Below are 17,567 nucleotides of genomic sequence, written 5' to 3'. Positions count from 1 at the left end.
GGCCCAACGCAATCGCGCAACCGCCGAGCGACCGGACACCCGGCGAACTCGACGCCTTCGCCGGGCTGCTGACCCGCTACAACAGCGCGGTCACCCGCCGCTACCTCAGCGACTGACCTCGCCGGACGGCTGCCCGCCGCCGCCGAGGTCGATCCAGAACCGATCCTCGCCCCGCTTCCGACCATCTGGCACGCCGCCGTTCGAGAGGATCACCCGGCGCGAGGGTTCGTTGTCCTCGGCGCAGGTCAGCAGGACGCGGTCCAGACCGAGGCCGCGGCATTCCGCGAGCCCGGCGGCCAGCATCCGCGTGGCATGGCCCTGCCTCCGCCACGGGGGCACCACGTGATACCCGATGTGCCCGCCCGCTTCGGCGAGTTCGGCGGTGAGTTCGTGCCGGACCACCAAGGTTCCCAGGTAGTACTCGCCGGAGACGTACCAGAAGATCGTGGACGGCACTCCCCACCGCTGCCGCACCCCGCGCCGGGCGGCGACGAACCCGGCGAAGTCGTCGCTCGCCTCGTCGAGCCATTCAGTCGGGCGGCCTTCGAGCAAGCAGTCAGCCTGCTCGCCGACGAGGTACGACGTCCGCACCGCAGTCGTGGGCAAGACGAGACGCGGCGGTTCGACGAGACGGATCATCGGCCCAGTCTCCCTGCCGAAAGCCCGCCGCACAGCTCATTTTCGCGTCCGGGCGTCACGCCTTTGCGAGGTCCGCGTGCCCTTCCCGCAGCGCGCGCTTCACGATCTTCCCGCTCGGGTTCTTCGGCAGCGCGTCCACGAACACCACGTACTTCGGGCACTTGTACCCGGCCAGGTGCTGCCGGGCGTGCGCGAGCACCTCGTCCTCGGTGAGCGTGACGCCCTCGCGCGGCACAATCGCCGCGGTGACCGCTTCGATCCAGTGCGGGTGCGCGACGCCGAACACCGCGACCTCGGCGATCCCGTCGAGCAGGTACAGCGCTTCCTCGACCTCGCGGCTCGCGACGTTCTCGCCGCCGGTCTTGATCATGTCCTTCTTCCGGTCCACCACCGAGAGATAGCCCTCTTCGTCCAGCACGCCGAGGTCGCCCGAGTGGAACCAGCCGCCCTCGAAGGCCGCCGCGGTTTTCTCCTCGTCCTCGTAGTAGCCGAGCGTCGCGTGCGGACTGCGGTGCACGATCTCGCCGACCTCGCCGGGCGGCAGTTCGCGGCCGTCCTCGCCGACGATCCGGGTTTCGACGTTGATGGACGCCCGGCCCGCCGAACCCGCTTTCGCGAGTTGTTCGTGCGGGCGCAGAATCGTGGCGAGCGGAGCCATTTCGGTCTGGCCGTAGAAGTTCCACAGCTGCACGTCCGGCAGGCGGCGCGCGAGTTCGCGCAGCACCTCGGCGGGCATCGGCGACGCGCCGTAGTAGCCCTTTCGCAGGCTCGACAGGTCGGTCGTGTCGAACGCCGGGTGGCGCAGCAGCGAGATCCACACCGTCGGCGGCGCGAACAGCTTCGTCGCGCGTTCCCGTTCCACCGCGGCCAGCAGCGCCGCCGGGTCCGGGCCGGGCAGGATCACGCTCGTCGCGCCGAGGTAGACGTCGACCGACAGGAAGCAGTCCAGCTGCGCGCAGTGGTAGAGCGGCAGCGAATGCACCTCGATGTCGTCGCCGGTCATGCTGCCGTCGATCGCGCATGAGACATATTGGGCGATCAGCGAACGGCTCGACAGCAGCACGCCCTTCGGCCGCGATTCGGTGCCTGAGGTGTACATCAGCCGCAGCGGGTCGTCGTCCGCCACCAGCACCGCGGGCGCCGTTTCGTCGCCGGGCTGGTCGATCCAGTCCGCGACGCTCTCCCATTCGCCGCCGCTACCGCCGATCCGGGCCCGCAGCGCGTCGGTGCGGCCGGAGCGCTTCAACGCCTCCGCGGCGGTGTCGAGCAAGGCGTCCTCGGCGATCAGCCCGGACACCCCGGCGTGGCCGAGGATGAACGCGACCTCCTCCGCGCCGAGCATGAAGTTCACCGGCACCAGCACCACGCCCAGTTTGGCCGTGGCGAACACGAGCACCGCGTACTCCCAGCAGTTGCGGCTGAGCAGCGCGAGCCGGTCGCCCTTCGCGAGGCCGCGCTCGGCGAGCCGGTGCGCGCAGCGGTTGACCGCCGCGTCGAACTCGCGGTAGGTCGCGCGGCGCTCGCCGGAGACGATCGCGAGCTTGTCCGGCAGGCGCAACGCGGTGCGCCGCAGGAGATCCCCGACGGAATGCTGGCGGGCGTGCTGGATCGCTTCCGCCGTTTCGGCGCTGAACGGGCTCGGCATAGCGGGAGTCTCATCCACCGGCGCGGCGCGCGCAAGCAGGACCGGCGGCGGCCCTCGGTAGGCTCTCCGGCACCACCCGGGGAGGGGCGCGTGGACGAGACCGAAGCACCGACGCTCGACCGGCCGGACATCACCGGCCGGCTGCCCCGGTACCGGCTCGTCCGCCAGCTCGCACGCACCCGGATGAGCGAGGTCTTCGAGGCGGCCGACACGAGGGACGGGCGCGCGGTGGCGCTCAAGGTCGTCGGGCCGGAGTTCATGGCGGTGCCCGGATTCCGCACCCGGTTCGAGCGCGAAACCCGGATCGCGCGCGAGCTCGAGCACCCGAACATCGTCCCGGTGCTGGACGCCGGGTTCACCGAAGACGGCTACCTCGGCTACCTCGCGATGGAGTACGTGCGGGGCACGAACCTCGCGCGGACGCTCGCCGACCGGGGTCCGCTGTCGTTCAAGGAGACTCTCGGCATCGGCCGCGAGATCGCCGCCGCCCTCGACGCGGCGCACGACCGGCGGCTCGTGCACCGGGACGTCAAACCCGGCAACATCCTGCTCGACGCCGACGGCCGCGCGTACCTGTGCGACTTCGGCATCGCCCGCCAGCTCGACCTCACGCAGCTCACCGCGACCGGCGCGTTCCTCGGCACGGTCGGCTACGCCGCGCCCGAACAACGCCAGGGCAAACCGGCCGGACCGGCGGCTGACGTGTACTCGCTCGCCTGCGTGCTCTGCGAATGCCTGGCCGGCGCTCCCCCGGGCCACCACGCCGAACTCGGCCACCCCGGCGTGCGCGCGCTTCGCCGGTCGCTCAGCACCGATCCGGCCGCCCGGCATCCGACCTGCACCGCGCTGGTCGACGATCTGGTCGCCGCCGAACGCTGGGACCGGCGGCGCCGGTGGCTGCTGCGCGCGGGAGTCCCGGCGGTCGCCGCGGCCGGGCTGCTCGTCGCCTCGCTGACCACCGGCGCCCTGTCCGGGGTGGACGACGCCACGCTCGCCCGGATGCCTGCCGCCCTGCGGACCGACTGCGCGACCGCGGACACGCCCGTCTCCGGCGCGACCGCGACCATCACCTGTCACGACCCGTCCGGCCGCGCCGCGACGACCGCGCTGTACGCCGACCAGAAACAAGCCTCCGACGCCTACTCCGCCTTGCTGTCCCGCGTCGGCGAGACGGCCGGGCAAGGAGACTGCGCCGTCGCTTCGGGGGCCGAACATCGTTACCCAGCAACCGGTCCCGCACTCGGCCGCGTGTTCTGCCATGCCGGAGGCGGACAGTCCATGGTGGTCTGGAAGGACGACGCCGTCCGCGCGGTCACCACCGCCACGGCTTCGGCGAACGACGACGCCGCCCTGCGCGCCGCCTGGGTCGGCTGGACCGGGGCACCGGCATTCCCGACCCCGGACGAAACCGCCCTCGCCGAGATCGCCGCCGGGAACAAATGCCACCGCGCGGCACCAGCGGATCTCGGCAACTACCCCGGAGCCATCGCCGGAATCTCCTGCACGCCACGCGGGACCGGCGCCCGCGACGTGTCCTACTACCGTTTCCCCGACACCCGGACGCTGCGCGCCAGCTTCGACGGTCTCGTCACCGCCGCGAAGGCGCCGAGCGGGAAACCTTGTCCGGGCGCGTCGCCGAGCACCACCCGTTTCGACTGGCTGAGCGTCGACCTCGGCCAGGTGCTCTGCCGTCCCGGCCGCGAAGGTACCGTCGCGATCGACTGGAGCCTCGATTCCTTCCACGTCCTCGGCCACGTCGCCGGCGCCAGCCAGGAAGGCACCGGCGGCTGGTGGACGCAATGGCATCTCGCGCCGCTGAGCCGGATCGTCGCGCAGGTCAACCGCGAGTCCTCCCCCGCGTTCCCGACCCCGGCGGAAAACGCGCTGCTGCACCGGATCCCGCCAGCCTCGCGGATCAACTGCGTGCGCCCGTCCGCGGACCAGCGCTGGCAAGACCTCGGCGCGGTGCAAGCGGACGCCGCTGTCGCGTGTGGACAGACCAGCGGCGCCGGACTGGTCGTCTACTACCAACTGCCCGACGCCGCCACGATGAACCAGGTCTTCAACAGCACCCAGACCACCGAGAAGGCGTGCACCGACCAGCCGCCCGATTTCGCCGCCGACCGCCCGTACGCGCGCGGCGGCCGCACCGGACGCCTCGCCTGCGCGACCCTCCGGCCCAGCGGCGAGCGCTATCTCAAGTGGACGGACGACCAGTCGGGGATCCTCGCGGTCGCGCACCGCGGCACCGAGCCGTTCGCGATGATCGACTGGTGGAACCACGACTCCGGCCCGTCCTGAGCGCTCAGCCCTCCACGGAGCCGCCGATCGAGGCCGACCCGGTGACGTTCCCGTGCCCGCCGCTCGCGGTGTGCACGGATTCCTTGCCGTCCACGACGGAGTACATGTCCACCTGGCCGCTCGCGCCGGAATAGGTGATCTCCAGCGTCCACTGGTGCGGTTTCCCGTCGGCGGGCACGGTGAGCGACTGCCGCCACGGCATCTTCACCTGCCCGGTTTCCTTGGTGACGCCGTCCAAGGTGTAGGTGATCTGTTTCAGGGAACCGGAACCGGTCGCGTTCAGCACGAGCGTGTGCGGCTGGCGATCCGGCACCTGTTCCTTGACCGGCGCGGCGGAAGAAGACGACGGCGCGGGGGCCGGGGCGGGGCTGCCGGAGCACGCGGTCAGTGCGGCGAGGAGCGCGACCGGCGCGAACACCGTCCGGGCAGCAGTGCGAAGTTCCATGCGCGCACCGTACTGATCCGCGGCCGGGACCGGTCCCCGCTCGGGAAATCCGCTCAGCCGTCTTTCGCCCACACGCGCACGGCCACCGCGACCGCGATCCCGGCGACGCCGAGCACGATCCCCGCGACCAGCAGCCCGGACGCGATGAGCCCGAGCGCCGCGGCCGCGAACAGCGCGACCTCCAGGAAGAACCGGGTCGGCTCCGGACTGCGCCGCTTCGCCTTCGGCGCGATCACGAGCCCCCAGATCGCCGCCGCCAGCGCGGGCCACAGCACCGCGGACAGGATGTTCAGGAACACGTTCCCGCCCAGCCGCGCGCCGGCGACCGCGAGACCGGCCAGCAGCGCCAGTTCGGTCAGGAAGCGGACGGCGAGCACCGCGCCGGGGAAACCGCGCGATGCGGGTCGAGTGGTGGTCACGCCGCGAAGCCTAACGGCCGGGCCCGCGCTCCGTGCGCGGAGTGCGGACCCGGCCGGAATCAGCGTCGCGCCACCATCCGGGACAACGTCATCAGAATCGCCCCGAACACCAGCAACGCCGCACCGAACACCGCGAGCCGCGGCGTGCTCACCCCGGTCTTCGCGAGCGCCTGCTGCTTCGGCTGGCTGGCTTCCGGCGCGGAGGTCTGCGTCGGCTGGCTCGTCGTGACCTTCTGCGGAGCCGAAGCCTTCGGCGTCACCTTCGCGACCTCGTGGACGCGGGCGGTGAGCGAGTCGGCGTGCTTGGCGTCCGAGAGCGACCCCGGCGGGTTCGCCTGCTTGCCGCCCGCCCAGACGAGACCGCTGATGTCCTTCTTCGCCGCGGGCGACGAGGTGGACGCGGGCGGCTTCGTCGCCGAGGACGTCGGGCTGCTGGACGTCGTCGGGCTCGCCTTCGTCGTGGTGCTCGGCGAAGGCGACGCGGTGGCCGAGCTGGTCGGCGTCTTCGTCGGAGTCTTGGTCGCCGAGGACGTCGGCGGCGCGCTCGTGGTCGGCTTGGCCGACGTCGGCGGCTTCGTCGAGGTGCTCGGCTTCGGCGGCACCGGGGCCTCGCTCTTCGGGGCTTCGCCCCCGGCGAGCTTGATCAGCTGCTCCATCGACCCGTTGAACGAGTCCTGGTCGCCGGGCTTGTTGCCGGAGTCGGAGTACTGCCAGATCGTGTAGTAGCGCCAGCCCGAGGGCAGCGGGCCCGCGCTTTGCGCGTACCGGGCGATGAACAGCGGATGCGTGTCGCCGAACGCCGCCGAGTTCCCGGTGCAGGTCTTCCACCAGTCGGTCGTGGTGTAGAGCATCGGCCAGCGCGACGTTTTCGCGTGCAGCCGCTCGGAGAACGACTTCACCCACGACACCATCGCCGGCTTGGACAGGCCGAAGCAGGTCGAGCCGTAGGGGTTGTATTCGATGTCCAGCATCGGCGGCATGGTGCGGCCGTCCGCGGACCAGCCGCCGCCGTGCGCGACGAAGTAGTCCGCCTGCGTCGCGCCGTCGGACACGTCCGGACGCGCGAAGTGGTACGCGCCGCGGATCATCCCGACGTCGTAAGAACCGTTGTACTGCTGCGCGAAGTACGGGTTGCGATACCCGGTGCCCTCGGTCGCCTTGACGTACGCGAAACGCGCGCCCGCGTTCCAGGCCGCTTTCCAGTCCACATTGCCCTGGTGCCCGGACACGTCCATGCCCGGCACCTCGGCAGGCGCTGCCACCGCCTGGGGCGCGTGCAGCAGCCCCAGCGCACCGGCGGCAGCCACCGCTGCCGCCGCGACGACCGCACCCGCCCGAGCCGCTATCCGCCCGGAGCCCGTCATCCTCTACTCCCTCTTCTTTTCCCGCCCTGGGAGCGCTCCGGCCGTCCGCCTCTCTTCCCCAAGAGCGGCACCGGATCACCTGGGCGAGCCCCAGTGTGTGTGACACGCGGGACGCCTGTAAACCACTGGGAGTGATGTGACGCGTGGTACACAAGAGGTTTTCCGAGGTCACCAGGGGTGCGCCCGGTCCGCGCCGGAATGAAACTCACCCACCCCGGGTCACTGTCGGCGGCGATTCCGGCACTCGTAGCAGCGGGTGATCACGCTCGGCCGCGCCGGAGCAGCCGTCATGTCCGGACCGGACAGCGGCCGCCCCGGATCCGAAGTCTTGTCGTCGCGCAAGGGCCGAAGGTCGTTCGCCCGGAACTGTCCGAGACCCGCCCGCGGCGCGCGACACGCCCGGCCCGGCGAGCCGTTCACGAACAACTCCCCCGCACCGGAAACCCTTGCCCGCACTGCGGAAATCGCGCTCTACCAGCACTTTTCGCGCCAGCGCCGGTAATCGCGCGGACACACAGCGTCAACCAGGCGGACGTCTTCGCAACATCTTGGCAACCGGCTTGACACCGGCTGTGGTCCGGACCACCCTGCAGGACATTGGTCTACACCATTTGTCATACCGCCCCGGTCGCCGACGACCGGGCACCGAAAGGACGAGACACGTGAAGCGCTGGCTCATGCTGGCGGCGGGAGCCGCCGCCATCACGCTCGCCACGGCCGGCTGTGCCGGTTCGGGCGGGAGTGAGAACGCCTCGAGCGCTGGGGGCGCGCAGGACGGCAAGCTGACGGTCTGGCTCATGACCGGCTCCGCGCCGGACAGCCTGACCGCCGCCCTGAACAAGGAATTCGAAGCCGCCCACCCCGGCGTCAAGGTCGACTACCAGATCCAGCAGTGGAACGGCATCCAGCAGAAGCTGACCACCGCGCTGGCGAGCGACACCCCGCCGGACGTCATCGAGGTCGGCAACACCCAGACGCCCGCGTTCGCCGCGCAGGGCGTGCTGGCCGACCTCTCCGGCGACGTCAACAACCTCAACGGCGGGCAGTGGCTCGCCGGGCTCAAGGCGTCCGGCCAGTACGACGGCAAAACCGTCGGCGTGCCGTTCTACGCCGCCAACCGCGTCGTCATGTACCGCAAGGACATGTTCGAGCAGGCCGGCATCACCCAGCCGCCCGCCTCGAACGACGAATGGCTCGCGGACATCGCGAAGCTGAAGACGAAGTTCGGCAGCGACCCGCAGTTCCAGCCGCTCTACATGCCGGGCCAGAACTGGTACGCGCTGTCGTCGTTCATCTGGGACAACGGCGGCGACATCGCCAAGGCCGAGGGCAAGTCGTTCAAGTCGTCGCTCAACACGCCGGAAGCCAAGGCGGGCCTCGAGTTCTACAAGAAGCTCGTGGACTCCTCGGGCACCACCGCGCCCAAGGACAACGACGAGGCCACGCCGCAGCAGGCGGGCATCTACGGCGCGGGCAAGGTCGCCATGTTCATCGGCACCCCGAACGAGGTGGCGACCGCCGCCAAGACCGACCCGGGCATCACCGCCAAGACCGGCGCGTTCCCGATCCCGTCGAAGACCGCGGGCCAGACCGCCCCGGTGTTCCTCGGCGGCTCGAACCTGGTCGTCCCGCTCAACAGCAAGCACCAGGACCTCGCCAAGGACTACCTGAAGCTGCTGACCAGCACCAAGTACATGACGCAGCTCGCCGCCGGCGGCTACGTGCCGGGCACCTCCACCGACGTCAGCGCCCTGGACAAGGACCCGCTGGGCGCGGTGATGGCGAAGGCGTCGAAGAACGGCCGCGCGATGCCGGCCAGCCCGAAGTGGGGCGAGGTCGAATCCGGCCAGAACCCGCTGAAGGACATGCTGACCGCGTACCTGACCGGGAAGAAGACTCTCGACCAGGCGGCGGCCGACGCGAACACGGCCCTCGACAAGATCATCGGCGGATGACCGCGACGAAGGACAAGCCGATGCCGGCGGGGGCGACCCCGCCGGCATCGGCGCACGTCGGGGCGGCGCGGAAGCGGGGAAGCGGCTGGTTCAGCGAACGGCTCATGCCGTACCTGCTGATCCTTCCCGCGCTCGCGGCCGTGCTGGTGCTGCTCGGCTGGCCCACCGTCCAGATGCTCGGCATCAGCCTGCGCCGGCTCGACCTGCGCGAGCTGGTGACCGGCAAGATGGTGTGGATCGGCTTCAAGAACTACACCGACGTGCTGTCCGACCCCGAGTTCTGGGCAGTCGCGCTCCGCACGATCCTCTTCACCGGCGCGCTCGTCGCCGGGACCCTGCTCGTGGCGCTGCTGATCGCGGTGCTGATGCGCCACCTCAACCCGGTGCTGCGGATCTTCGTGCAGGTTTCGCTGGTGCTCGCGTGGGCGGTGCCGGTCATCGCCACCACCACGGTGTTCCAGTGGATCTTCGACCAGCAGTACGGCATCCTCAACAAGACGCTGGACCGGCTGGGCTTCCATTCGTTCATCGGGTACTCGTGGTTCTCCACCGGCACGAGCACGCTCGTGGTGATCGGGCTGCTGGTGCTGTGGCAGGCCGTGCCGTTCGTCGCGTTCACGCTCTACGCGGGCCTCATCGGCGTGCCGCGCGAGCAGTACGAGGCGGCGGGCATCGACGGGGCCGGGCCGTGGCAGACGTTCCGCGCGGTCAGCTGGCCCGCGATCCGGCCGATCCTGACGATGGTGACGTTCCTGTCGATGCTGTGGGACTTCAACATGTTCGCCCAGGTGTGGGCCATCCGCCAAGGCGGCCCGGACGGCGCGAGCACGACGCTGGCGATCCTGCAGTACCTCAAGGGCATCGCGGGCAGCCACTTCGGCTCCGCCGCGGCCATCGCCACCATCATGCTGGTGCTGCTCCTGCTGGTCACCGGCCGGTACGTGCAGCTGCTGGTCCGGACCAAGGACGGGGAGATCGCATGAGGAAGTCCCTGCCCGCCCGGGTGCTGGTGTCGGCCGCCGGCATCCTCGTGGCGCTGCTGTTCCTCTTCCCGACGTACTGGATGTTCACGACGTCGCTCAAGACGCCGGGCGACGTGCTGTCGCCGAAGTACGACCTGATCCCGACTTCGGCGACGCTGTCGAACTTCGCCTCGGCGCTGACCAAGCCCGGGTTCGTCACGTACCTGACCAACAGCCTGATCGTGACGCTCGGCGCGGTGCTGGCCGCGCTGGTGGTGGGCGTGCTCGCGGCGATCCCGCTGGCGCGCTTCCGCTTCCGCGGCCGCAAGGGGTTCCTGCTGCTGATCCTGGTGGCGCAGCTGGCCCCGCTCTCGGCGCTGTTCATCCCGATGTACCTGCTGATGCGCGACATCGGGCTGCTGAACACGCTGCCGTCGCTGCTGCTGGTGTACTTCGCGACGTCGCTGCCGTTCACCGTGTGGATGCTCTACGGGTTCGTCAACGGCATCCCGTACGACCTCGAAGAGGCCGCGATGATCGACGGCTGCAGCCGGGTCGGCGCGTTCCGCCGGGTCACGCTGCCGCTGCTCGGGCCGGGACTGGTCACCACGTCGGTGTTCAGCTTCATCACCGCGTGGAACGAATTCCTGTTCGCCCTGGTGTTCATGCGCGACCAGTCGAAGCAGACGCTGCCGGTGTGGCTGTCGTCGTTCAAGACGGCGTTCTCGATCGACTGGGGCGGCGTCATGGCGGCCTCGGTGATCTACGCGATCCCCGCGGTGATCTTCTTCCTGATCGTGCAACGGAAACTCGTGTCCGGCATGACCGCCGGCGCGGTGAAGGGATGACGGTGGCTGACCTGTCCGAAACCCGCCGGCTGGCCGAAGCCGTTCTGCTGCCCGGATTCGCCGGGACCACGGCGCCGGACTGGGTGCGCCGCCGGCTCGCCGAGGGGCTCGGCGGCGTGATCCTGTTCGGCCGCAACGTGGTCGACGACGAACAGGTCGCCGCGCTCACCTCGGCGCTGCGGTCCGAGCGGGACGGCGTGGTCGTCGGGATCGACGAGGAAGGCGGCGACGTCACCCGCCTCGACGTCGGCAAGGGCTCGTTCGTGCCCGGTCCGCTCGCACTCGGCGCGGCCGGGGATCCGGAGCTGACCGCGTCCGTCGCGGCCGCTCTCGGCGAGCGGCTCGCGGCGTGCGGGGTCACGGTCAACCTCGCGCCGTGCGCGGATCTCACGCTCGCGGCGGAGGATCCGGGCATCGGCGTGCGGGCGTTCGGCTCGGACCCGGCGGCCGCCTCGCCGCACGTCGCGGCGTTCGTGACCGGCATGCAGAAGTACGGGGTCGCCGCGTGCGCGAAGCACTTCCCCGGACACGGTGCGGCGACCGAGGACTCGCACCTCTCGCTGCCGGTGCTGCCGCGGACCGCCGCCGAGCTTCGGGAGGTGGAACTGGTTCCGTTCGCCGCGGCGATCGAGGCGGGCGTCCGGACGGTCATGTCCGGGCACCTCGTCGTGCGGGAATGGGGCGAGGAACCGGCGACGTTCAACCGGACCGCGCTCGTCGACGTGCTGCGCGGCGAACTGGGGTTCACCGGCGCGGTCATCACCGACGCGTTGGAGATGGGCGCCATCTCCGGGGCGTACGGGCGGCACGACGGGATCGGCGAAGCCTCGGTCCGGGCTCTCCTGGGCGGCGCGGACGCGCTGTGCCTCGGCGGGGCCGCGTTCGACGCGGAGACGCTGGACCGGACCGCGGAGGCGATCGTCGCGGCGGTGACCGAGGGGCGGCTTTCCTTGGCGCGCCTGGCCGATGCCGCGGCCCGGACCGCTTCGCTGGGCTCCTCCCCCGCTCCCGCCGCGGTGCAGCCGGTGGACTACTCGCTCGGCCTGTCCGCCGCGCGGGCCGCCTTGCGGATCACCGGCACGCCGCGGTTGACCGGCCGGTCGCTCGTGGTGGACGTGCAGACCGAACCGGGCATCGCCGCCGGGCCGATGCCGTGGGGGCTGGGCGCGCATCTGGCGGAACTGGTTCCGGCAACCCGGACGCTTTCGGTGTCCCCGGACGACGTCGCGACGGTGGTGGCCGAAGCCTCGTCAGTGGACAGCATCGTGGTGGTGACCCGGGAAGCGCACCGGCACCCGGCGGTGCGGGAGTTCCTGGCCGGTCTGTCCACTGTGGACTACATTCGGGTCGAGACCGGGGTGCCGGGGCCGGAAGCCGGTGCCGCGCCGCGGATCGACACGTTCAGCGGCTCCTACGTGAGCCTGCGGGCAGCGGCGGAGTATCTCGCCCGCGCCTGACGCGGTACGTGAGGGGAACCCTCAGGGAATCACCTTCCCTGAGGGTTCCCCTCACGAACTTTCGCGCGGTTAACCCCTGCCGCTCCAAGGGGATCCGGCGTCCGTGCGGAACGCGCTGCTCCCGGGTTCCAGGTCGAGGACGTCGAGCAGGCTTTGGTCTTCGTCGATGGCGTGGTGCAGATGGCCGACCTTCACCGTGCCCCGGTCGGGCTCGGAAGCGCCGGACAGAAGCCAGACGCCGTCGGCCGCGTCGTGCCGGACGTGCAGAATCGGCTCCTGGCGCTCGAAAACCTCGGCGGTCTGGACGCAGGGCGTTCCGAGCAGCCAGTGCAGCAGCCACCACGCCCGCCGATCGCGCTCCACGACCAGATCGGCGACCGCCCAGACGAACGGCAGGTCCGGGTGAGCGCGCGCCTGGTCCGCCGTCAGGTCCGGGCCGCCTTCCGGAACGCGTTCGAACGGGTCGTCGGTCAGCGAGAAGGCGTGCCCGTCTTCGCTGTCGAAGATGACCGCGTGAAAGGTCCCGCCGCCGGGGTTGCCCGCACCGATCCCGACCGACAACCGCGCGACGTGCGGGTCCGCGCCGGTCGTCCAGCCGAGCGCGTACGAAGCCAATTCTCCCCGCGGTCCCACGAATTCCCCGAACGCCCGCCGGTCCATTCCCGTGACCGCACGGGTCGGCGCCTCGAGCAGCGCCCCCTCCACCACCTGGATGTCCACTGCCGCAACATAGCGGATCAGAGGGCCAGTTCGGCCCAGACGGTCTTCCCGCCTTCCTGGGGCGTCTGGCCCCAGCGCACGGCGATCGCGTTGATCAAGGCCAATCCGCGTCCGCCGCCCTCGTACCCCTCCCGGTAGCGGGCGAGGACCGGAAGCGAATCGGACACCTCGATCAGGAGCCGGTCTCCCGGCAAGGACAGGGCCACAGTGCACGGCGGACGGGCGTGCCGCATCGCGTTGCAGGCCATCTCGTCGAGCACCAGGCGCACGTCCGCCACCGCGTCCGCGTCAGCGTGCGGGCGGTGGCCGTGCACGAACGCCGCTGCCTGGTCCCGGATCCCGCGCAACGTCGTGGAATCCTGCGTCAGCATCAGGTCCAGTCGCGGGATCGCGCCCTCCGGCGACGCGGCGCGCGCGGGCAAGCGGCTGGACTGGAACTCGTCCACACTCATCGCTTGACCTCCTCTCGGCCGTACTGCGCCTGTCCGGGGACAGGTACCCGCGCGACGTCGTGCCAATCTTTCGGCGCTGCCCGCGAATTCCGCGGCGATTTCCCGGCAGTTCTCCGGAACTGGATACCCGCAGGCCGCAGGCGGCAAACCGGAAACCCGGGAATGGCGCGCGAAGTCGCCCGCCGCGCAGTTTTCCCGGCCCGGTTTCGCGCTTGCCGTGCGGGGTTTCGTGTGCTGTGCCACCGTTTTTTCATGACTGACATGCCTGTTTACCCGTCCCCTTCCGCCGGAACTCCCGCCGAAGCCACGCCGCGCCCCGCGGTGATCACGGGCGCTTTCTGGGCGTTCGTCGCCGCGACGCTCGTCGGCTTGGCCGGAGCCGTGTTCCTGTTTTTCGCGCATGACGCGCTGGCCGACGCGATGCGAAGAGCGAACGGGCAGAACGCCGCGCGTCTCACCGACGCCCAGATCGACCAGGCGGTCACGATCGGGATCGTCGTCGGGGTGGTGATCGCGGTCGTGATCGCGTTGCTGCGCCTGCTGTTCGCGTTCAAACTCCGCGCGGGCCGCAACTGGGCGAGGATCGTGCTCACCGTGCTCACCGCGCTCCAGGTGATTTCCCTGCTGGCCGGGCAGAGCACGGTCATCGGCTACGTCAGCACCGCCCTGGCCGTGCTCGGCGTGGTCCTTTCCTTTCTGCCGGAAGCCAATCAGTACGTCGCCGCCGCGAAGGCGCCCCGCTGACCGCGCGGCCGGTTTGCGCACTGCCTTCAGCGGGTAATCCGCGATTCCCCGGACACGAAAAGAGGGCATCGACGATGAGCGACACCGCCGGACACAAGGCCGAGGAGCTCAAGGGCAAGGCCAAGGAAGCGCTCGGCAACGCCACCGGGAACGAACAGTGGCAGGCCGAGGGGAAGGCCGAACAAGCGAAGGGCGCGCTCAAGCAAGCGGGAGAAAAGGTCAAGGACGCCGTCAAAGGCGTGAAAGACTGACCTGCGGCGCCGAGCGGCGGCCGGGACTGCGGTTCCGGCCGCCGCTTCGCGTCCGCCCGTCCTCCAGTCCGCCGGTCCGGTTTAGCGGCCCGGTAAAGTCCGGCGGTGCGGCCCGGTGGCGGGCAGCGGCAAAGGAGGCCGGGGTGACGGACGCCGACACGCAGACCGATCAGGGCTGGGAAGCCGACCGGGTCGCGTTCTGCGCGGAACCGGCCGTCGACGGCTGGGCCCGCAGCGGCGTGGCCCTCGACGGCCCGCTCTCCCGGCAATTCGGCACGCTCGCGCTTCTCCTGCTCGACGCGGACTCCCTGCACGAGGCGATGGAGCGCGTGGTGTCCGCCGCGCTGCGGATCGTGCCGCAAGCCGATCTGGCCAGCATCACCCTGCGGTCGTCCGACGGCGGGTTCCACACCCCGGTCTGCACCGACCCGGCCGCCGAGGAGCTGGACCGGATCCAGTACCAGACCGGCGAGGGCCCGTGCCTCGAGGCCGCCCGGCACGAACGGCCGGGACACGCCTTGACCAACAACCTTCCGGAGTCCGACGCCTTCCCCGAATTCGGCGTGCGCGCGGGACGGCTCGGGTTCGGCTCGCTGCTGGCCACGACGCTGTTGCCGGACGCCAAGTCCGACCTGCAGCCCGGCGCGATCAACCTCTACAGCCGCCAGCCCGGTGCGTTCGACGACGACGCCGTCGACAGCGCGCTCATCCTGGCCTCGCACGCCTCGCTCGCCCTCGCCGGATCCTCCGCGCACACCGCGGCCGCGCTCAAGGAAGTCCACCTCCAGCGCGCCGTCGACAGCCGCGACCTCATCGGGCAGGCCAAGGGCATTCTCATGAACCGGCGCGGGGTCACCGCCGACGCGGCGTTCGACATCCTGCGCCGCACGTCCCAGGACCTCAATGTCAAGCTGGTCGAACTCGCCCGCACGGTGACCGAACGGCACCGCGAACTGGACCTCTGACTCCCGCCGGTTTCCGTCCCGGCCCGTCCGGCTTGTGTGAATTCCCGGCGAACGGGTAGCCGGGGACCAGGGTCGGCCTCCGGCGCGCAGGAGACCGGGACCGAGGCTCCGCCGGTCAAGACCCGAGGCCGGCGGAGCCGCCCGGTAACCGTCACTCCTGTCCGAGTTCGCCGTGGCGGTCCGCCAGCGTGCGGGCCACCTCGACGAGTTTCACATTCAAGTCCTGTGAAGTCCGCCGCAGCAGGTCGAACGCTTCCTCCGCGGTGAGGCCCTCCCGGTTCATCAGGATGCCTTTGGCCTGCCCGATCACGTCCCGCGTATCGACGGCTCGCCGGAACTCGGCGCGGCGCAGTTCGGCGGTCTTCCGCAGATGCGTGTTCGCCAGCGCCAGCGACACGTGGGTAGCCAGCAGCAGGGCGATGCGGCGGTCGGTCTCGGCCAGGCTGTCCGGGCGGCGCGAGTAGACGGTCAGCGAGCCCGCCGTCCGGTCGAGGCCGGGTGCTGCCGGGAGTTCGGTGGAGAACGCCGCGCGGCAGCCGAGGGCGCGTGCGGCGGCGGTGAACCGGGGCCATCGAGGTTCGGCTGCCAGGTCCGCGCTCGCGACATAGCTCGGGCCGTCCGCGCGGGCCGCCTCCACGCAGGGGCCTTCCCCGTCGCGGTACTGGATCCGGTCCAGCTCCGCGGCGGTCTTCCCGGTCCGGGCAGCGGTGGAAAAGCGGCCGTCTGGACCCAGCACCGTGACGCTGACCCAGTCCGCTCCGGCGACCGCCGCGGCGGTCGCTTCCACGACCTGGCGCAGCACGTCCGCGACCGAGCTCGCGGACAACAGCATCCTGCTCAGCGACTCGAACCGGTCCGCGGCGTCCGGCCTGGCGCGATCAGCCGCACCGGATTCGCTTTTCACCGCGATCGCCGTCCGAACGAAGCCCCGGCTGCCAGGGAAACGAACTTGCTCGGCTGTGTCCCGGTGCAGCGTCGACGACGGCGACTCGCCGTACGCGGCCCGGTAGTGGGCGGCGAACACACTGGGCGCGTAGCCCCATCGGGCCGCGATCCGGGCGACGGTGTCCTGCTCCGGCACGGCGGCGCGCAGTTCCGCTCGGGCGCGGTCGAGACGGGCCCGGCGCAGGTAGGCCATCGGAGTCGTGCCGAGATGTCTGCGGAAGGCCAACTGCACCGCGCGGGCCGAGACCCGGGCATCCGCGGCGATCTCCGCGATGTCGATCGGCCGGTCGAGATTGGCTTCGATGAAGGAAATCGCGCGGCGGAGCGTCTGCGAATGGGCGTCGAGCCCGTCCCCGGTGCGCTCTGCGGAGGCCGTGTGGGGGAACGCGTTCAGCACGGCTATGGCGAGGTAGCGCGCCGCCGTCGCCACAGCCAGCGGATTCTCCCCGACGCCGGGCACGCCGAGGACGTCGTCGCGCAAATGCGCGACGGTGGACCGCAGGTGCTGGGCGGCGCTGGCGTCGACCGGCCGGTGGTCGAGGAGCCGCACCGGCCGGTCGACGCCCGCGGCCTGGCTCAGCAGGGTCGGATCCAGCATGGTGATGCTGTATTTGGCGCGCGCGATCCGCCCAGTGTAGGGCCGGTCCGGGGGCGAGAAGGACACCAGATCCCCAGGGCCGAACGTCTCCGCTTCCGGCCAGCCGTGCACGATGTGGTCCTCGATCGTGCCCGATTCGAGGTCGCACAGGCAGATCGTGCCCAGCGGCTCGACGGCGTAGCTCATCTCGAAAGCCAGGTCGAGCCGGTCGGCGCTCAGGCCGTCCACCGCGTGCCTGCTGATGTGCGTGCGCGCGTGGCCGGTGTCGCTGCCGATCCGCATCGGCGCGTACGCGCTGCTCAGGAACGCTTCGGTCCGGCTGAGATCGTCGCTGTCGAAGGCGAGCGACCGCACCGCGCCGCTCGCCGCGAACGGCTGCCGGACGTCACCGGGTTCGGCCAGCGCCTCCGCCAGCGACGCGGCCCGCCGGACGGCCGCGTCCGGATCAGCGCTGTCCAGCCTCGTGGCCTGATCCGGTGCCGCCACCAGCACGCAGTCGCGATCGCGGGCGAACGAGACCAATGCCCGGGCCAGCAGCGCGGTCAGCGGCCTGATCCCGCGCAGGTCCACCACCAGGCGCGGGCCCGGCGCGACAGCGCGGCCCGCCGCGTGCAGCGCCTCGACGATTTCGGCCGAGTGAGTCTTCGCGAGCCGGTCCGGCAAGGTCAGCACCACGGCATCCCCGAGGTGCCGAGGGGCGATCTTCAGCTCCGTCACGGCAGCCGCACGACCACGTTTCGCCCGAAATCGCCCGGATCGGGCTTGGCCGCGCATCTCTGCGCCGGACGGGATGCTCGGCTCTCGGCGGTCGCCACACGCACTCCTAGGAGCGGGCCGGACCGGGCGCAGGGCGCGCC

General features: G+C 71.0%; 16 protein-coding genes. 8 read left to right on the top strand and 8 right to left on the bottom strand.

What is annotated here, in order from left to right; all coding sequences use genetic code 11:
• Positions 1 to 105: 105 nt before the first annotated feature.
• Both EIZ44_RS01620 and EIZ44_RS01615 read right to left on the bottom strand, forming a co-directional pair.
• Positions 106 to 639, bottom strand: coding sequence for a GNAT family N-acetyltransferase (locus EIZ44_RS01620; RefSeq protein WP_134661601.1), 534 nt, complete (start codon positions 637 to 639; stop codon positions 106 to 108).
• Between the two features lie 55 nt (positions 640 to 694).
• Positions 695 to 2,284: an acyl-CoA synthetase gene (locus EIZ44_RS01615; RefSeq protein WP_134727494.1), complete on the bottom strand. Its 1,590-nt coding sequence runs from the start codon at positions 2,282 to 2,284 to the stop codon at positions 695 to 697.
• Positions 2,285 to 2,374: 90 nt separating this feature from the next.
• Here EIZ44_RS01615 and EIZ44_RS01610 point away from each other — a divergent pair, with 90 nt between their 5' ends.
• On the top strand, positions 2,375 to 4,585 hold the full coding sequence (locus EIZ44_RS01610; RefSeq protein WP_167753940.1) for a serine/threonine-protein kinase: 2,211 nt from the start codon (positions 2,375 to 2,377) through the stop codon (positions 4,583 to 4,585).
• A gap of 4 nt (positions 4,586 to 4,589) precedes the next feature.
• Here the strand turns inward: EIZ44_RS01610 and EIZ44_RS01605 are convergent, their stop codons facing one another.
• From EIZ44_RS01605 to EIZ44_RS46225, 3 genes are read right to left on the bottom strand one after another with little or no spacing between them, the layout of a single operon-like run.
• Positions 4,590 to 5,030 carry a hypothetical protein gene (locus EIZ44_RS01605; RefSeq protein ID WP_134727492.1) on the bottom strand — a complete coding sequence of 147 codons (441 nt, stop codon included), beginning with the start codon at positions 5,028 to 5,030 and terminating at the stop codon, positions 4,590 to 4,592.
• Between the two features lie 53 nt (positions 5,031 to 5,083).
• The gene (locus EIZ44_RS01600) at positions 5,084 to 5,449 is read right to left on the bottom strand and encodes a YrdB family protein (protein ID WP_037805762.1); all 366 of its coding nucleotides are present in this window, start codon (positions 5,447 to 5,449) and stop codon (positions 5,084 to 5,086) included.
• 59 nt (positions 5,450 to 5,508) lie between these two features.
• Positions 5,509 to 6,813: a lysozyme gene (locus EIZ44_RS46225; RefSeq protein ID WP_134727491.1), complete on the bottom strand. Its 1,305-nt coding sequence runs from the start codon at positions 6,811 to 6,813 to the stop codon at positions 5,509 to 5,511.
• A 662-nt stretch (positions 6,814 to 7,475) separates the two neighbouring features.
• On the opposite strand from EIZ44_RS46225, the gene EIZ44_RS01590 reads away from it, so the two are divergent.
• The 4 genes from EIZ44_RS01590 to EIZ44_RS01575 are packed head-to-tail and all read left to right on the top strand — an operon-like array spanning position 7,476 to position 12,035.
• Positions 7,476 to 8,768 carry a sugar ABC transporter substrate-binding protein gene (locus tag EIZ44_RS01590; RefSeq protein ID WP_134727490.1) on the top strand — a complete coding sequence of 431 codons (1,293 nt, stop codon included), beginning with the start codon at positions 7,476 to 7,478 and terminating at the stop codon, positions 8,766 to 8,768.
• Positions 8,765 to 9,751: a carbohydrate ABC transporter permease gene (locus EIZ44_RS01585; RefSeq protein WP_134727489.1), complete on the top strand. Its 987-nt coding sequence runs from the start codon at positions 8,765 to 8,767 to the stop codon at positions 9,749 to 9,751. The genes EIZ44_RS01590 and EIZ44_RS01585 overlap by 4 nt, the downstream gene beginning before the upstream one ends.
• Positions 9,748 to 10,578, top strand: coding sequence for a carbohydrate ABC transporter permease (locus EIZ44_RS01580; protein ID WP_043834374.1), 831 nt, complete (start codon positions 9,748 to 9,750; stop codon positions 10,576 to 10,578). The genes EIZ44_RS01585 and EIZ44_RS01580 overlap by 4 nt, the downstream gene beginning before the upstream one ends.
• The gene (locus EIZ44_RS01575; RefSeq protein ID WP_134727488.1) at positions 10,575 to 12,035 is read left to right on the top strand and encodes a glycoside hydrolase family 3 protein; all 1,461 of its coding nucleotides are present in this window, start codon (positions 10,575 to 10,577) and stop codon (positions 12,033 to 12,035) included. Before EIZ44_RS01580 ends, EIZ44_RS01575 begins: the two co-directional genes overlap by 4 nt.
• A gap of 69 nt (positions 12,036 to 12,104) precedes the next feature.
• Here EIZ44_RS01575 and EIZ44_RS01570 read toward each other — a convergent pair whose 3' ends face one another.
• Entirely contained in the window at positions 12,105 to 12,755 is a 651-nt protein-coding gene (locus tag EIZ44_RS01570) for a hypothetical protein (RefSeq protein WP_134727487.1), read from the bottom strand.
• 17 nt (positions 12,756 to 12,772) lie between these two features.
• A complete protein-coding gene (locus tag EIZ44_RS01565) occupies positions 12,773 to 13,207 on the bottom strand; it encodes an ATP-binding protein (protein ID WP_134727486.1) in 435 nt (144 codons plus the stop codon).
• 252 nt (positions 13,208 to 13,459) lie between these two features.
• Between EIZ44_RS01565 and EIZ44_RS01560 the strand changes: the two genes are divergently transcribed.
• The 3 genes from EIZ44_RS01560 (at position 13,460) to EIZ44_RS01550 (ending at position 15,167) form a co-directional block, all read left to right on the top strand.
• Complete coding sequence (locus EIZ44_RS01560) at positions 13,460 to 13,951, top strand: hypothetical protein (RefSeq protein ID WP_167753939.1); 492 nt, start codon at positions 13,460 to 13,462, stop codon at positions 13,949 to 13,951.
• A gap of 74 nt (positions 13,952 to 14,025) precedes the next feature.
• Positions 14,026 to 14,202 carry a CsbD family protein gene (locus tag EIZ44_RS01555; protein WP_067587345.1) on the top strand — a complete coding sequence of 59 codons (177 nt, stop codon included), beginning with the start codon at positions 14,026 to 14,028 and terminating at the stop codon, positions 14,200 to 14,202.
• A gap of 143 nt (positions 14,203 to 14,345) precedes the next feature.
• Positions 14,346 to 15,167 carry a GAF and ANTAR domain-containing protein gene (locus tag EIZ44_RS01550; RefSeq protein ID WP_134727484.1) on the top strand — a complete coding sequence of 274 codons (822 nt, stop codon included), beginning with the start codon at positions 14,346 to 14,348 and terminating at the stop codon, positions 15,165 to 15,167.
• A gap of 151 nt (positions 15,168 to 15,318) precedes the next feature.
• On the opposite strand, the gene EIZ44_RS46065 is transcribed toward EIZ44_RS01550, so the two are convergent.
• Entirely contained in the window at positions 15,319 to 17,427 is a 2,109-nt protein-coding gene (locus tag EIZ44_RS46065; protein WP_338081046.1) for an ANTAR domain-containing protein, read from the bottom strand.
• Between the last annotated feature and the right edge of the window lie 140 nt (positions 17,428 to 17,567).

It is taken from the genome of Amycolatopsis nivea (genome assembly GCF_004522235.1).
In the GTDB taxonomy this organism is placed as follows: domain Bacteria; phylum Actinomycetota; class Actinomycetes; order Mycobacteriales; family Pseudonocardiaceae; genus Amycolatopsis; species Amycolatopsis nivea.
Note: the sequence above shows the minus strand (reverse complement) of the source record. Positions and strands in the feature narration are given on the sequence as shown.

What these genes read in the sequence shown, in the direction of transcription:
- EIZ44_RS01620 (WP_134661601.1), bottom strand. Translation starts at nt 639, where the DNA reads ATGATCCGTCTCGTCGAACCGCCGCGTCTCGTCTTGCCCACGACTGCG.
- EIZ44_RS01615 (WP_134727494.1), bottom strand. Translation starts at nt 2,284, where the DNA reads ATGCCGAGCCCGTTCAGCGCCGAAACGGCGGAAGCGATCCAGCACGCC.
- EIZ44_RS01605 (WP_134727492.1), bottom strand. Translation starts at nt 5,030, where the DNA reads ATGGAACTTCGCACTGCTGCCCGGACGGTGTTCGCGCCGGTCGCGCTC.
- EIZ44_RS46225 (WP_134727491.1), bottom strand. Translation starts at nt 6,813, where the DNA reads ATGACGGGCTCCGGGCGGATAGCGGCTCGGGCGGGTGCGGTCGTCGCG.
- EIZ44_RS01585 (WP_134727489.1), top strand. Translation starts at nt 8,765, where the DNA reads ATGACCGCGACGAAGGACAAGCCGATGCCGGCGGGGGCGACCCCGCCG.
- EIZ44_RS01580 (WP_043834374.1), top strand. Translation starts at nt 9,748, where the DNA reads ATGAGGAAGTCCCTGCCCGCCCGGGTGCTGGTGTCGGCCGCCGGCATC.
- EIZ44_RS01575 (WP_134727488.1), top strand. Translation starts at nt 10,575, where the DNA reads ATGACGGTGGCTGACCTGTCCGAAACCCGCCGGCTGGCCGAAGCCGTT.
- EIZ44_RS01565 (WP_134727486.1), bottom strand. Translation starts at nt 13,207, where the DNA reads ATGAGTGTGGACGAGTTCCAGTCCAGCCGCTTGCCCGCGCGCGCCGCG.
- EIZ44_RS01560 (WP_167753939.1), top strand. Translation starts at nt 13,460, where the DNA reads ATGACTGACATGCCTGTTTACCCGTCCCCTTCCGCCGGAACTCCCGCC.
- EIZ44_RS01555 (WP_067587345.1), top strand. Translation starts at nt 14,026, where the DNA reads ATGAGCGACACCGCCGGACACAAGGCCGAGGAGCTCAAGGGCAAGGCC.